This window comes from Mycobacterium sp. E2462, assembly GCF_001672685.1.
Classification (GTDB): domain Bacteria; phylum Actinomycetota; class Actinomycetes; order Mycobacteriales; family Mycobacteriaceae; genus Mycobacterium.
On the sequence record NZ_LZKC01000445.1, the window covers coordinates 1 to 13,907 of the forward strand.

Below are 13,907 nucleotides of genomic sequence, written 5' to 3' on the forward strand. Positions count from 1 at the left end.
CGACGGACCTGTGCTCGTCGCCGCTGCGTCACTGCGCCGAGGGCGACCTGTACGGCGGTAACGAGCCGGCGCGAACCTGGTTCACCGCGATGAAGCCCATCGCCACCAACTTCGGGCCGGTGCAATTGCCGCCGACCGACCCCCGCTACGTCGACGGTTCGCCCGGGTCGCGGGTGCCCAGTGTGGCGGGCCTGGACGTGGACGCGGCCCGGCTACGCCTGAAGGACGCCGGCTTCCGGGTCGCCGACCAGCCCAACGCCGTCAACAGCAGCGCCAAACAGGGCGAGGTGGTGGGGACCACGCCCGCCGGCAACACCATCCCGGGGTCGATCATCACCATCCAGGTGAGCAACGGCATCCCGCCCGCCCCGCCACCGCCGCCGGACGGGGCGCCGGTGCCGGTCGGCTCGCAGGTCGTCGAGATCCCGGGCCTGCCGCCGATCACCATCCCGCTGCTGGCGCCCCCACCGCCGCCGCCCGGCCAGCCGCCGCCGTAGTTCGGCGACACCGAGATTCGCGCGCCGGGATACACTGCGCGTCCCCCCGCCGCAGTAGGCTGCCAGCATGGCTGACGTTTTGCCCGTTCTGATCCGGACCGGCGCGGCGGCGCTCGGCTCGGCCGTCGCCGGCATCGGGTATGCGGCGATCATCGAGCGCAACGCCTTCGTCCTGCGCGAGATCACGATGCCCGTGTTGACCCCGGGTTCCACCCCGTTGCGGGTGCTGCACCTCAGCGACCTGCACATGCTGCCCGGCCAGCGCCGCAAGCAGGCCTGGCTGCGTGAGCTGTCGAATTGGGAGCCCGACCTGGTGGTCAACACCGGCGACAACCTCGCGCACCCCAAGGCGGTGCCCGCGGTCATTCAGGCGCTGGGCGACCTGCTGTCCCGCCCGGGCGTTTTCGTGTTCGGCAGCAACGACTACTTCGGGCCGCGGCTGAAGAATCCCCTGCACTACGTCACCAACCCGTCGCACCGGGTGCGGGGCGAGCCGCTGCCCTGGCAGGACCTGCGGGCCGCCTTCACCGAGCGCGGCTGGCTCGACCTCACGCACACCCGCCGCGAGTTCGAGGTGGCCGGGCTGCACGTCGCGGCCGCCGGCGTCGACGACCCGCACATCGACCGGGACCGCTACGACGCCATCGCCGGGCCCGCCAGCCCGGCGGCGAACCTGCGCCTGGGTTTGACCCACTCCCCCGAGCCGCGGGTGCTGGACCGCTTCGCCGCGGACGGCTATCAGCTGGTGATGGCCGGCCACACCCACGGCGGGCAGCTGTGCCTGCCCTTCTACGGCGCCCTGGTCACCAACTGCGGGTTGGACCGGTCGCGGGCGAAGGGTCCGTCCCGCTGGGGCGCCCACACGCAGCTGCACGTGTCGGCCGGCATCGGGACGTCGCCGTTCGCGCCGGTGCGGTTCTGCTGCCGGCCCGAGGCGACGCTGCTGACGCTGATCGCCGCCCCGATGGGCGACCGCGACACGGCCAGCGACCTGACGCGTTCGCAGCCGACCGTATCGGTGCGGTGACCGATCAGACCCGCATCGCGAGCCGCAGCGCTTCGCGACGTTGGGCCGACGAGGCCGTCCGGCTGATCCAGGCCGACGCGCGCCGCAGCGCCGACACGCACCTGCTGCGTTACCCGCTGCCGTCGGCGTGGGGCGCGGACGGCAGCGGGGCTGACGTCGCGCTGTACCTCAAGGACGAGACGACGCACATCACCGGCAGCCTCAAGCACCGGTTGGCGCGGTCGCTGTTCCTGTACGCGCTGTGCAACGGCTGGATCGGCGAGGGCACCACGGTGGTCGAGGCGTCGTCGGGGTCGACGGCGGTGTCGGAGGCGTACTTCGCGGCCCTGCTCGGCCTGCCGTTCGTCGCCGTGGTGCCCGCGACGACCAGCCCAACCAAGCTGGCTCTCATCGAAGCCCAGGGTGGCCGTTGCCATTTCGTGCAGAACGCCGGCGAGGTCTACGCCGAGGCCGAGCGGGTCGCGCGGGAGACCGGCGGCCACTACCTCGACCAGTTCACCAACGCCGAGCGGGCCACCGACTGGCGGGGCAACAACAACATCGCCGAGTCGATCTTCTCCCAGATGCGCGACGAGTTGCATCCGGTGCCGGACTGGATCGTGGTGGGGGCGGGCACCGGCGGAACCAGCGCGACGATCGGCCGCTACATCCGTTATCAACGCCACGCGACGCGGCTGTGCGTGGTAGACCCGGAGAACTCCGCGTTCTTCCCCGCCTACGCCGAGGGTCGCGGCGACGTGGTGACGGGCCGCTCGTCGCGCATCGAGGGCATCGGCCGGCCGCGGGTGGAGCCGTCGTTCCTGCCCACCGTGGTCGACCGCATGGTCGCCGTCCCGGACGCGGCGTCGGTCGCCGCCGCGCGCCACGTCAGCGCCGTGCTGGGGCGCCGGGTGGGGCCGTCGACGGGTACCAACGTGTGGGGCGCGTTCGGGCTGCTCGCGGAGATGGTCGCCGACGGCCGCAGCGGCTCGGTGGTCACGCTGCTCGCCGACAGCGGCGACCGCTACAGCGACACCTACTTCGACGACGAGTGGGTGCGAGCGCAGGGCCTGGACCCGGCGGGCCCGGCGGAGGCGCTGGCCGAGTTCGAGCGCTCGTGCCGCTGGCGGTGACGTGGGGGGCGCGATTTGGTCAGCCGGCGGGCCGGTGCGATAGGCTGTCGGAGCTTCAAGCGGGGTGTGGCGCAGCTTGGTAGCGCGCTTCGTTCGGGACGAAGAGGCCGTGGGTTCGAATCCCGCCACCCCGACCCAGAACTAGCTGATAAAGCTGGTTTCCGACGGCGCTAGGCGATCTGGCCTAGCGTACCGGGTACGTTTTCCGGCTTTGATCCGCTGTTTCGTTCGACTGTCATTGAGTCCGTCGCGGTAGTCGTTGGACGTTTGAGCGCGGCCGTCCGGGCATCGTCGAGCACTTGCGCGAGGGCGTCGAGGTCGGTGTCGAACAGGTCTGCGTATGTCTCCAGCGTCATCTTGGGCGACTCATGTCCCAGCATGCGTGCTAGCGCCAGCACGTTGCCTCCGGCGGAGACGACCAATGAAGCAGCCGTATGACGGAGATCGTGCGGGGTGATCCGTGGGAAGTCGGCGCCCAGTGAATCGCGCGCAGGATTGAACACGCGTGGTCGCCAGTGCGAGACACGGAGTACACCTCCGTTGGGCGCTGAGAACAGATGCTCTTCGCGAGGCTTGGCCACCATCGCCGCCCCCAGATCGGCGTCCAGAAAAGTCGGGAATGGCACCGAACGGCGTTCGTGGTCCTTCGGCGCTTTCCAGACCAAGCGCCCCCCTGCCTCGGCGACAGAACCTGTAACCTGCAACCTCCGCCGCTCCATGTCGACGGCTCCGACCGTCAAGACCGCCATTTCCCCCCAGCGCAGTCCGGTGTAGGCCAGGAAGCGGACAACCAAACCATCGTCGCCAAAGGCGTCCGCCAATCGTTCCACCTGCTCATGCGTCAGGTACGGGCGTGGCTTATGCGTCCGCTTCGGCGCCTTGATTCCGTCGCAAGGGTTCCGCACGAGTCGATGGTCGGACAGCGCATCCGCCATGACCATGCGGAGGACACCGAGTGCATTCTCGATAGTGGGCACACCCGTCCCGGCGTCCGCCATATCGGCCACCCAAGTCTTCACCGCCGGTGGATCAACTTCGATGATCTGGTAACGGCCCCAGCGCGCTTCGACGTGCGCTCGCCACGTGTGTCTGCGGGTGGTCCGTGTGGTCTCGGCAATGTCTGCCTTAACCGAGCCGAGAGGCTGGGCTGCTCAACTAGATCCGTGAGCACCTCAGCAAATGGGCTGAGTTCCAAGCAAAGGATGCACAGACCTGCGCCAACGACCAGCGAGTCGACCTACCGGTTGATGACCGTGCAGCCGACGTGTGGGAGCCGTTGCTTGTCGTTGCCCACCTCGCGGGTAGCGACTGGCCCGCATTGGGTCGGGCCGCATGCATCGCGTTCGTCACCGAGGCTGGCGAAGATGACACCGAGACGAGCCCAGGGCAACTGCTGTTGGGCGACATCCAGGCGGTTATGAACACGTCGTTCATGCCGTCAGCCGATCTCTGTGCCGCGCTGAACAACCTGCCCGAGTCCCCGTGGGGCGGAATCCCGCTCAACCCACACAAACTCGGACAGCAGCTCAAGCCGTACAGTATCAGGACGCGCCACACGGCGGACAAGTCGCGGCGGGGCTACCACCGCGTCGATTTCGAAGATGCTTGGCGGCGCTACCTTTTGGAAGAACCGTCCGAGACCGTCCAAAGCGTCCCGCAGATGGACGGACAGAGGGACGCCTCGACAACGGACGCACCGGCCAAATCGTTAAATCCGTCCGGCCAAAACGACGTGACAGCGTATACGCCGGACAGTTCGGACGCTTTGGGACAGGCGGCTCCGGATAATACGGAATCGCTTGACGCTGAACGATGCCCTGATTGCGGGACGGTGAACGCAATCAGCAACCGCGTGACAGGCAAGTGTGTTTACTGCATCGTCAGCCACCACACGGCGAAGAGCCGGGAGGTTGTGAGCGCCGTCTAGGATGAAGGTCGGTGGGCGGAGCACTTTCGTGATCGCTACCGACCTCTCGGCTCTCAATGAGCGAGTGTGAAGAAAGGTCCGGGGTTGAAGGTCAAGAGACGGCAGACTGTCTCGGATCTGCAAAAACCCAGTGAGCAACAATTTTCCGGAACCTGCCCCGCCACACGCTAGCCCCGAAGGGTCGCAAGGGCGTCTGGGGCTCAGGGATTGCAGACCACCCCCTCCTCCGCAGGATGACCGCCGAACAAACCACAACGGCGATACTTGAGCCGGCCGCTGCATGCGATCAGTGTTATGGAAACCGTCTCCGACGTCGTGCGAGTGAAGGTGAAGGGGTGAATAGCGCTCGTACGGATCGTGTTTCAGATTCGCACAGGCGCCTCCTCTTCCATGCCTCGCAGCTCAGCAAGATACGCGACAGTTCGACGCAAATCGGCGCCGCACGGTGACCTTGCCGCGACGGAACCCCATTAGCGACATCTGCATCACCTCAGGTGGAGGTACGGGACGATGGCCCTCGCTATTGCGTCCGTGCACTCTAGTGGCTCTTCGGGGACTGCTCCCCAGTCGGTCCCACCTTCCGGAAGAGTGCCTGCCACATGGAAGTGAACGTGTGGGATGGTCTGGTGCGCAGGAATTCCATTGTTTTGCCACACCGCGATTCCGGGGCGCTCATATGCGTTGTTGATAGCTTGGGCCGCAGCACGGACACCTGCTGCCACTACCGCGATCTCTTCGTCCGAGAGGTCCAAAATCGTCTCTCGATGTGCCACTGGGACGACCAAGAGGTGCGGTAGCCCACGCTGTTCCCGAGTCACAAGCACTGCAATCTGATCGGTCCGCGCAGCTACCGTGAATGGGCGCTTGCCAGAGAGGTAGTCGCAGAATGCGCAGTCTCGATTTGTGGGTATGTCAAGCGCTGATGCATCCGTCATGATGGCTTCAGTGATGTCAGGAAAGCTTGCAGCTCAAGGCGGTCCAGCCTTTCGTAGTCTTCTGGACGGAGGACTATGCGTAACTCACCGCAGACCGGATTCTGCCGAGATGCAAACATGAACGACAATATCGCGAAGCGTAGTGCATCCTGTATCGAGAGGATATTGGACATTCGCGATAGCCCTGTACCGATGACTGGCATACACACCGGTCGGTCGTTGGATGACTGGTTGATCGCCTCCCACAGACGGTTCAGACTGGTCCAGAGCCCATCGGGCGTCCCCTGCGCAGTGTTATTTTGGCTCATCATGGTGATCGCGACGAAATAGAGGTTGCGGCCCGGTTGCCTGATAGTTGCGACCGTTCCGATGGGGTAGCGACTCGTCTTCCCCGCCTTCTGGACAGTTGCAACCGGCGCAACGTTCGTCAACGCCGCAGTCAAATCCGCATCTAGGCTGGCGGCATCGCCGTTGTAAATTCGTTGCAGCGCCTGACCTTGCACACTTCCGAGGGCGATGATGTTTGGAATGGCTGTGTCAAATGTGTCGCAGGTTGTGATCACCAGATGCTCGGCGCCTTGGTCGAAGAGGTCCCCCTTAAGGACTCGGATGCGCGTCCTGGGCGTCTGGTAGGTCTCCTCGATGGGGCGCGGCCATGACCGCCAAATCGCCAGCGGTAAGCCAATTAGCGACGCCCAGAAAACGAGCGGCGACCACCAAGTGTGCTTCGAAAGCTGGAAAGCCCAATCCGAGAGTTGCCCCACCCCTGCTACCAGTCCGACCCATGCCAGAAGTGTTGTGGCGGCGCGGCCGAGAAACCGCTTGTTTAGGAGGTCTTTACCTAGCGCCTTGCTCATAAACCGAGTTTCGCGTAGATGCCTGCCTTATAGTAGTGCGGTCCCACCTTGTCAGTGTTGGTTGCGTAGTACGGCGCGTACTCGTCGAGGGCATATTTGATGATGGCCGGCTGGAACGACACCGAGACCGTGTAGTACGAGGCATCGAGTAACGGCTGAGGGATGAATGATCTGTCGACCGATCGGTCACCGTCAAGGTTCGCGATCACGATCGGGAGGTCGAACTCGATCGCCACCTTGATTTCATGGGCGAGAAACGATCGGCCGTCGCTTCCCTTTTGCCGGCCGGTCCGACTACCTAGCAAAACGATCTGTTTGGCATTCTTCATGCGCTGGCGAAGATTGCCTTTGATTGTCTCCGGCAAGCTGGTGTCACGAGAGATGTACAGGTCGTGCGCATCGTAGAAGTCGAAGTCGATATGGTCGTTATCTCGCCAGGCTTCCATAAGCCGGTAACAGCGGATGTCCTCACTGGCGAAGGCTACGTAGGTCTTATTCCGGTAACTCACGATCGACTCCTCCATCGATGGTTAAGGTCCTCATGCGCGGGTGGCTACCATGGTGGACCGACCGTTCCTACCAGTTCGGACTTCCGCCAGACGGGACGCCAATAGGCGTCGGCTTCGATGTCACGCTGGCGTCGCAAGGCGGCGAACTCGTCGGCTTCTCGCTGGCGCTCGTAGGCCTTCAACCCCGCTTCGTGGATCGCTTCATCGAGGCGAGCCTCGGCGAGTGCAGGAGTAAGGATCGGAATGCCCAGTTTGCGCGCTGACGAATGCCGAGAGTCCGCGGAGTCTGGCGTCGTTGTGGCGAGCCATTGAACAGTCTTCGTGACGTTCACCGCCAGCTTCGCCCCATAGGATTCGGCGCGCTCACGTAACGCAACCATCTCGGTATCGGCGCCCACAATGGCGATCCGAAGCCCGCGTAGGTACCGCGCCTCGGGAGGTGGTTCCGGCTCTGAGCATTCGGCAATGACCGCGTTGAGATCCTTCGCTAGCTCTGCAAGTCCAAGAGCATCAGCCAACAGAAACATCTCCCTACGCCGCACCGGTGTCAAAGCAGACCACGGCACATCCTTCTCATTGCCGAAGGCCGTGTCCCAACCCTCTCGATGAAGCTGCCGGAGCTGGGTGCCGGTGAGACCAGTCGCCCTGGCTAGGCGAGTCAGATCGGAAGCCTCTTGCATGGTGAGCCGGCCGTCGTCGACCGACGCGTTGAGTAACCGCTTGTAGTTTGCCACCGCTTGTGGGTCTCCCCTGCGGGGCCTCGGCGACTGTGGAAACGACGCCAGAAGATCCTGCATCCAGGCGCGCGTGAGAGGGACTGGGCGGCAGCTGATCTGACAGGTTTCAGAAACCACGGAGGGCGGACCACCGCGCGGATCCTGGGTGAAGTACAGGGCAGAGGGGGCATTGCGCAAAAGCCATAGCAGCACCTCTTTCACAGCGCGCGCATCGCCCAACCCGGTGTGCCTGTCGTGGGCCCACTCGCCGGTTGCAGTTTTGTACATCGCCGGCAAGCTAAAAGCCCTGCCGTCGAGGTGACTACGGCACGTATCAAGCGTGCAAACACCGACGACGCGCGGCACGGGAATAGCTGCCCGTCGCGCCGCAGCGGTTAAGAACCCTTCTTCGAACGAGAAGTTGTGGGCGATAAGGACCGTCCCGGAAATGAACGCGAACACCTCGGGGAGCACGTCTTCGATCCGCGGTGCACCTACGAGGTCGCTGTCCCGTATGTGGTGGATGCCGATGGCTTCGGGGCTCGAGCCAGGGTTGTTGATCAGGGTCGCGAACTCATCGATTGTTGTCCCGTCTGCGGAGAACTTGACCAGTCCAACTTCAACGATCCTGTCGATGTCGGGGTTGAGACCGGTAGTTTCGAGGTCCACGACTGTGTACGTGGCATCAGAGGTCTGAAATGGCGTGACATTGCGCGTGAGACGGACGCAGGGAATGGAGTGTTGCCGACGCCGACTCATCGCTGCCGGCGGAACCGGGAGTCGTCCCGTGACAATGGGCGGCCGAGGCCGTGCAGCATCGATATTGGACCTTGGGACGTTGCGCCGAGACTTGGTGACGATCCAGCCGACGAGAGCTGCGGCCAAGAACGCAAGCCAGAGGACTTCAAAAATCCATCCGACGACTGAGCGAGCGGTTGAAGGATTGCCGGCGCCCATGTGCACGGCGAGATAGGTACCAAGCAAATAAGGCCACGCCACTGCGCAGAATCCTGCGCCCACAAGCAAGATGACAGCGCCACCTCCCGAGGATGACGAGCTGTTCTTCCGGCGTGATGAGCTCACCTGCGCCCCCGCTGTGTCGAGACTTACCTGTTCGGGGCAACACGGTAATCCGCAATAGATGCGAGTGGAGGGCATTCGGCGCACAAGAGCTCCCACAGCTATTCGCTGCGGTGCGTTGAAATCCGCCACGCCTCTGTCTCAGAACTAAAGAATGGAGATGACTGCGTCGAGGTTGCTTGTTCCGAAGAGAGTGCCAGTTGGTGTTGTCTCAAAAGATGACTCAAAAGCCGGGTCGCATATTGACCTATTCTGAGACTTTTGAGACACTATCAGTATGCCAACGACGACCGCTTCCGCGACTGGAACCCAACTTGGGTACGCCCGGGTCAGCACCGGGCACCAGTCCCTCGATCAGCAAGTCGATGTGCTCACCGCTGCGGGCGTCGACCCCACTCGGGTCTACAGCGACAAACTGTCGGGAACCTCGACGCGAGAACAGCGGCCTGGCCTCGCCGCACTGCTGGATTACGCACGCGAAGGCGACGCCATTGTCGTCGTCGGTATCGACCGCTTAGGACGCAACGCCGCTGAGGTGATGGCCACAATCCGCGAGCTCGGTGAGCGTGGCATCGTGCTGCGGTCTCTTCGCGAGGGGATCGACACTTCGAACGCGACGGGTCGGATGGTGGCCGGCGTCTTGGCGAGCCTCGCTGAGCTTGAGTTGGAGCTAGGACGGGAGCGCCGTTCAGCGGCACGTGAGGCGCGTCGGGCACGTGGTCAGTCGATTGGCCGGCCCAAGGCGTTGGACGCATCGAAAGCCGCGCTGGCGCAACGAATGCACGCTAGCGGCGAGCCCGCCTCGTCTATCGCTTCTGCACTGGGCGTCAGCCGCGCCACAATCTACCGCGTGTTGGCCGACAAGGTCGGCTAACGGTTCGCAGTGCCGCGGTGGTCGAGATTGCTGCCATAACGACCGGCTCGGCCCTCTTTGGACGTGGTTCAGGTAAACAGCCAGGGCCACTGACCGTCACTGCCGAGGCTGCGAAGCAGCTTCGCGGTGAGAGCTCGCACAACGGTTTGAGGTGCGTCCTTGATCTGTTTAAGCGGGGCGGTGGTGACGCTTTCATAGGTGGCCGAACGGTATACAGCTGGCTGGTCGTCATGATTCTGGTCGGTGCTGAGGGTGTACGAAGTGGTTTTGCCCATACCCCGCGTCGCGACCGCGAACTGCCACGAACCATTGAAGCCGTACGCACTTAGCAATCCGGCCAAATGCACCATGAGTTCGATATGCCCTATCAGGCAAGTTTCAGAGATGCCACCCCTAGCGGGAGTGGACCCTGGAATGTTCCTGACCAGGCCACCAGATACCAGAGTCAGCCTGCCAGATTCCGCGAAGACCAGTTCTGCTCGGTTGAACCACGCCGCCTCGTCCTGGCTGGTCAAATCGGTAGCAGCAAACAAACCGTCAGGGTGCCGTTCGATTTGGGTCGGCTCGCGCAGGGTAGAAATCGGCTGATGCGCTGATTGCGATGCCAAAAAGAGTAACTGCGCAACGTCTGACTTCCAGCTCGTCGACGTAGACAGCTCCATTAATAGCTCGTCATGTGCGCCAAGCGGATTGGCGACGACCGCGATATTCGCCTGAGCTGGAGTGGACCCAAGCGCGTCCCGCGCTTCCTCGATCAGATCGCTTCGTTGCCTGATCTTCCTCTCGTGCCATCGCAGCACCGCCGCATCCGACAGAACGATATTGGTCTTATCGCCTCGTTCGTAGTACCTGCCGTCGACCATGTGAGGTGCCTGGCCGGATACTGGAACCTCGACAACTAGGTATCCGACCGTCCGGTCCGCTGCTGATTCGATGTCGTAGGTCGTGATGTGAACAGGCTCGTCGACTGTACTCAGCCCGATTTGTTCGATGCGTTCACCGAGGTCTTTTAGTTCCACCGCGCTCAACGTCGGTGGCTCCGTCTCGTCGACGCCAATGATGATGGTCCCGCCGTCCACTGAGAACGCCGCAAGGTCGGCCGCGGTCTTCTTGTTGTCTTTTCCCAGTTGGCGCTTCAGATCAAGAACATGAGACTCGACGAGAAGTCCGTCGTCCGCAGCTCGCTGTAGCTGTTCCTCGGTCCGCGGCGGCCACGGCTTAGGGGAGGTCACTCGGTCAGTATTTCGCAAACCGCCTGCCGCCGTCTTTGATTAGGCTGCCTCACGCAGGCCGTTGACAGGAGGTCGCAATGCACTTCACGCCACTGCATCGTCTACTCGGGCGCGCGCCCGCGCCGCTGAGCGACCTCATGATCGAAGACGCGATCAGCCAGGGCATCGCCGAAACAGATGACCTCGATTGGAAGTCGAGGCTCCTTCCCGCCAGGGGAATGGGCGAGACGGATTATCCGAAAGACATCGCCGCGATGGCCAACAGTGGCGGGGGATGATCGTCTACGGGATCACCGAGGCAGACAAGAAGGCGACGGGGCGCGAAGACACCGGCGAGTTGGAAGAGCGATTCGAGCGAACTCTCCACAGCGTTGCGGTCACTCGATTCATCCGCCCGTGTTCGGCCTAGAAATCGTTCAACTTGGCGAGCAGGGCAAACGGTGCGTAGTCCTGATCGTTCCGCCCAGTGTCGATGGTCCTCACCTGATCTATCGCGGCGAATATTTCGGCGCTCCGATCCGCAACAACGCCGACACGGTCTGGATGAAAGAGCGCGAAGTCGAGGCGGCATATAGAGCGAGATTTGATGAGCGCCGCAATGCAAATGAAGCGCTGGGCCGGCCTCTACGACGAACTCGCTGCCGTTACCCAAGTCGAGACACGGGCATGGCTGATCGCCGTCGGGCGTCCTCGGATCGTATCCGTCACCCGCAGGCGGTTGTCAGCTGATGACGCGCGGAGGTTGTTGAGAAGGGATCTCGGCACGCGTCGACGTATGCAACGTGGCAGGGCGTTCGTCCTTTTGAGATGATTAACTTTCTCAATCCACGCCCAGGCCTCCGCCGTTGGGTCGCGCTTCGCTCAGAGTCGACTGAGAGTGGCCCCTCCTGGCGTGAAGCACGTATGAGCATTCATCACGACGGCTCCGTGACAATGGCGTTCGCTCTCGGGGGGCTCAGGAATGGGATGGACGCGGACGGCAATTACACCTATTTTTCGAACTGGGAGTTCGATTCAGCAACGGTAGAGGCCGCCGTTGCTGACTTCATGGGGCTACTCCGCGCCACTAGCGAGCGAGCTGGCTCTATCGATTACGAGGTTCGAATCGGCATCGAACGCAACGGCTCGGAGCGAATGATCATGCAGACCCTCGACAACATGGGTGGCACGTACACGGCAGGTTTCGTGCCTATGCTGCGCTATCTGCCGGTCGAGGCGACGGTCGAAACCGGTGCCGACGACGATAGGTACATGCACCAAGTGCGCAACATCATCCAGGACTGTGTGAATCAGGGCGGGGTGAACAACCTCCGAGTGACCGCCCTGTGCGCGTGCGAGGAGTGCGTAGCCGACTGACCGGACGGGCTACATCGGCGTCGTGTACTGACGCATCAAAGTAACGAACCGGACGTGGCCCGATCGGGTACGCAGGTGGGTACGTTTTTGGCGCCCGCGGACGATGACGAACGTTACCGACCGTCGGGACGAGATTCGCACTTCAACGTACCTTTTCACTAGCAGTGGCCGACGACCATCATCAGCCATCAGTCTCCATATCCGCAGCTCAGGCTCGTTCGGGACGAAGAGGCCGTGGGTTCGAATCCCGCCACCCCGACCCATTAACCGTCGGCGATCGCCGCGCGCGCTGCCGAGAAGTTGTGCCCCGTACCCACCCTCGTCGCCGGGATCTGCACGTGGTGGTGTGCTGTGCGCCGTGCCCCATATCCGCCCGCTCGCTGAATGTTTCGCGGCCGCCGGTGGGATTCCGACGGCGCAATCCGGGCCGATATACTCATCGGCACCGTGGTGCTGAGCACACAGCACTGACATTCGTCGCCGTCCTGGCCACAAGTGAATCGCCTCGCGAGACCGCAGGCTGCTGTTACGGCACGGGTAAGCCTGCAACCGGTCTCGACGCATGAGGGCAACTTTTAGTGACCAATCTTGACGACTTCGATCTGCTCACCGACGTCCTTCGGGCGATCTATTCCGCGGACCTCGCGGACTTCCCCGCGGTGCTCGACCAACTGACCACCGCCTCGACCCGCTGGGTGCCGGGGGCCGAGCAGGCGGGCATCACCGTCACCAGCCGCAAGAACCAGGTCAGCAGCCCGTCGGTCACCGACGACACCGCCCGGTTGCTCGACGAATTCCAGCAGCGCCACCTCGAGGGGCCCTGCGTGCAGGCCGCTTGGACGCGCAAGGCGGTCATCGTCGACGACCTGAGCACCGACACGCGCTGGCCGAAATACCAGGCGGACGCCCTGGCGCAGACACCGGTGCGCAGCATCGTGTCGTTGCCGATGTTCGCCGACGAGCTGAGCATGGGGGCGCTGAATTTCTACGCCACCCGCCCGCACGCGTTCACCGACGAGTCACGCCGGGTGGCGGCGGCGTTCGCCACCCTGGGGGCCCTGGCGTGGAGCAATGTCGTTCGCACGCAACAGTTCAAGGAGGCCTTGAGCACCCGCGACACCATCGGGCAGGCCAAAGGCATCCTCATGGAGCGTTACGAACTCGACGAGGAGACCGCCTTCAAGACGCTGATCGAGCTGTCGCAGAGCATGAACACCCCGCTGCGCGAAGTGGCGCGGCGCATCATCGACGACACCACGCGGCGCTCACCCTAGGCTCGCTCCGCCTCCGTAACGCGTTGCCGCGGCGCCGGTTCGGCGCGCTCGCGCGGGGCGATGGGGGCGGTGCGGGTCCAGCGCGGCAGCTGAGCCCGCCCCACCAGACGGCACCGGTGGGTGGCGGCCAGCTGGCGGGCCGCCTTGGTGAAGTCCTGATTGGTGACGACGACGGTGTGGGTGCAGCCGTGCTGCCGGGCGCCGGAGACCACCTGCTGCACCGCCGCCACGCCGACGGCCTTGGCGAGCCGTTTGCACTGCACCGCGAGGCGGGCGCCATCGCGTTTGGCGACGAGGTCCACGCCGTAGTCTCCGGTGCCGCCGGTCGGGGTCACGCTCCATCCCGCGACGCGCAACTGCGCCGCGACGTACTCCTCGAATTCGGTACCGGACATCCGATCGATCGCCCGGATGCTCGAGTTCGCGCACTTGAGGTCGCGGCGCCGCGCGGCGTCGACGCGATAGCGGTCGCGCTGGACGCAGAGCCACCACAGCGCGGTCAGCGCCACGG

At 63.7% G+C, this 13,907-nt stretch carries 15 protein-coding genes and 1 tRNA gene; 9 read left to right on the forward strand and 7 right to left on the reverse strand.

Going from position 1 to position 13,907, the window contains the following annotated elements:
- The 4 genes from A5714_RS22865 to A5714_RS22880 all read left to right on the forward strand — a co-directional run.
- A partial coding sequence (locus tag A5714_RS22865) for a PASTA domain-containing protein (RefSeq protein WP_156747461.1) occupies positions 1-497 on the forward strand: 497 nt, incomplete at its 5' end.
- Positions 498-564: 67 nt separating this feature from the next.
- A complete protein-coding gene (locus tag A5714_RS22870) occupies positions 565-1,524 on the forward strand; it encodes a metallophosphoesterase (protein ID WP_068074376.1) in 960 nt (319 codons plus the stop codon).
- On the forward strand, positions 1,521-2,636 hold the full coding sequence (locus A5714_RS22875; protein WP_068289205.1) for a PLP-dependent cysteine synthase family protein: 1,116 nt from the start codon (positions 1,521-1,523) through the stop codon (positions 2,634-2,636). Before A5714_RS22870 ends, A5714_RS22875 begins: the two co-directional genes overlap by 4 nt.
- Positions 2,637-2,696: 60 nt before the next feature.
- Positions 2,697-2,770 (forward strand) — tRNA-Pro (locus A5714_RS22880).
- A gap of 36 nt (positions 2,771-2,806) precedes the next feature.
- Here A5714_RS22880 and A5714_RS22885 read toward each other — a convergent pair.
- Positions 2,807-3,634, reverse strand: a complete 828-nt coding sequence (locus A5714_RS22885) for a site-specific integrase (RefSeq protein WP_231975964.1) — start codon at positions 3,632-3,634, stop codon at positions 2,807-2,809.
- A 161-nt stretch (positions 3,635-3,795) separates the two neighbouring features.
- On the opposite strand from A5714_RS22885, the gene A5714_RS22890 reads away from it, so the two are divergent.
- On the forward strand, positions 3,796-4,563 hold the full coding sequence (locus A5714_RS22890; protein ID WP_082959922.1) for a DUF3631 domain-containing protein: 768 nt from the start codon (positions 3,796-3,798) through the stop codon (positions 4,561-4,563).
- 485 nt (positions 4,564-5,048) lie between these two features.
- Here A5714_RS22890 and A5714_RS25700 read toward each other — a convergent pair whose 3' ends face one another.
- From A5714_RS25700 to A5714_RS25705, 4 genes are read right to left on the reverse strand one after another with little or no spacing between them, the layout of a single operon-like run.
- The gene (locus A5714_RS25700) at positions 5,049-5,498 is read right to left on the reverse strand and encodes an HIT family protein (protein ID WP_082959923.1); all 450 of its coding nucleotides are present in this window, start codon (positions 5,496-5,498) and stop codon (positions 5,049-5,051) included.
- The gene (locus tag A5714_RS26355) at positions 5,495-6,355 is read right to left on the reverse strand and encodes a macro domain-containing protein (protein ID WP_156747462.1); all 861 of its coding nucleotides are present in this window, start codon (positions 6,353-6,355) and stop codon (positions 5,495-5,497) included. The genes A5714_RS25700 and A5714_RS26355 overlap by 4 nt, the downstream gene beginning before the upstream one ends.
- A complete protein-coding gene (locus tag A5714_RS22895; RefSeq protein WP_068289223.1) occupies positions 6,352-6,864 on the reverse strand; it encodes a TIR domain-containing protein in 513 nt (170 codons plus the stop codon). The genes A5714_RS26355 and A5714_RS22895 overlap by 4 nt, the downstream gene beginning before the upstream one ends.
- Before the next feature lie 44 nt (positions 6,865-6,908).
- Positions 6,909-8,738 (reverse strand): 3'-5' exonuclease, encoded by a 1,830-nt coding sequence (locus tag A5714_RS25705; RefSeq protein ID WP_082959924.1) that lies wholly within the window; start codon positions 8,736-8,738, stop codon positions 6,909-6,911.
- Between the two features lie 199 nt (positions 8,739-8,937).
- On the opposite strand from A5714_RS25705, the gene A5714_RS22905 reads away from it, so the two are divergent.
- Complete coding sequence (locus A5714_RS22905) at positions 8,938-9,534, forward strand: recombinase family protein (RefSeq protein ID WP_068289218.1); 597 nt, start codon at positions 8,938-8,940, stop codon at positions 9,532-9,534.
- Positions 9,535-9,602: 68 nt separating this feature from the next.
- On the opposite strand, the gene A5714_RS22910 is transcribed toward A5714_RS22905, so the two are convergent.
- The gene (locus tag A5714_RS22910; RefSeq protein ID WP_068289221.1) at positions 9,603-10,766 is read right to left on the reverse strand and encodes a helix-turn-helix domain-containing protein; all 1,164 of its coding nucleotides are present in this window, start codon (positions 10,764-10,766) and stop codon (positions 9,603-9,605) included.
- 77 nt (positions 10,767-10,843) lie between these two features.
- Here A5714_RS22910 and A5714_RS27335 point away from each other — a divergent pair, with 77 nt between their 5' ends.
- From A5714_RS27335 to A5714_RS22920, 3 genes are all read left to right on the forward strand, one after another.
- Positions 10,844-11,044 (forward strand): ATP-binding protein, encoded by a 201-nt coding sequence (locus A5714_RS27335; RefSeq protein ID WP_231975962.1) that lies wholly within the window; start codon positions 10,844-10,846, stop codon positions 11,042-11,044.
- A gap of 625 nt (positions 11,045-11,669) precedes the next feature.
- Complete coding sequence (locus A5714_RS27340; RefSeq protein WP_231975963.1) at positions 11,670-12,122, forward strand: hypothetical protein; 453 nt, start codon at positions 11,670-11,672, stop codon at positions 12,120-12,122.
- A 578-nt stretch (positions 12,123-12,700) separates the two neighbouring features.
- Positions 12,701-13,396: a GAF and ANTAR domain-containing protein gene (locus tag A5714_RS22920; protein WP_068074379.1), complete on the forward strand. Its 696-nt coding sequence runs from the start codon at positions 12,701-12,703 to the stop codon at positions 13,394-13,396.
- Here A5714_RS22920 and A5714_RS22925 read toward each other — a convergent pair.
- Positions 13,393-13,907, reverse strand: a 515-nt coding sequence (locus tag A5714_RS22925; protein ID WP_156747464.1) for a restriction endonuclease, incomplete at its 5' end; no start/stop codon positions are given. The two genes, A5714_RS22920 and A5714_RS22925, sit on opposite strands and share 4 nt — an antisense overlap.

What these genes read in the sequence shown, in the direction of transcription:
- A5714_RS25705 (WP_082959924.1), bottom strand. Translation starts at nt 8,738, where the DNA reads ATGCCCTCCACTCGCATCTATTGCGGATTACCGTGTTGCCCCGAACAG.
- A5714_RS26355 (WP_156747462.1), bottom strand. Translation starts at nt 6,355, where the DNA reads ATGAGCAAGGCGCTAGGTAAAGACCTCCTAAACAAGCGGTTTCTCGGC.
- A5714_RS22870 (WP_068074376.1), top strand. Translation starts at nt 565, where the DNA reads ATGGCTGACGTTTTGCCCGTTCTGATCCGGACCGGCGCGGCGGCGCTC.
- A5714_RS27340 (WP_231975963.1), top strand. Translation starts at nt 11,670, where the DNA reads ATGAGCATTCATCACGACGGCTCCGTGACAATGGCGTTCGCTCTCGGG.
- A5714_RS25700 (WP_082959923.1), bottom strand. Translation starts at nt 5,498, where the DNA reads ATGACGGATGCATCAGCGCTTGACATACCCACAAATCGAGACTGCGCA.
- A5714_RS22905 (WP_068289218.1), top strand. Translation starts at nt 8,938, where the DNA reads ATGCCAACGACGACCGCTTCCGCGACTGGAACCCAACTTGGGTACGCC.
- A5714_RS27335 (WP_231975962.1), top strand. Translation starts at nt 10,844, where the DNA reads ATGCACTTCACGCCACTGCATCGTCTACTCGGGCGCGCGCCCGCGCCG.
- A5714_RS22885 (WP_231975964.1), bottom strand. Translation starts at nt 3,634, where the DNA reads ATGGCGGACGCCGGGACGGGTGTGCCCACTATCGAGAATGCACTCGGT.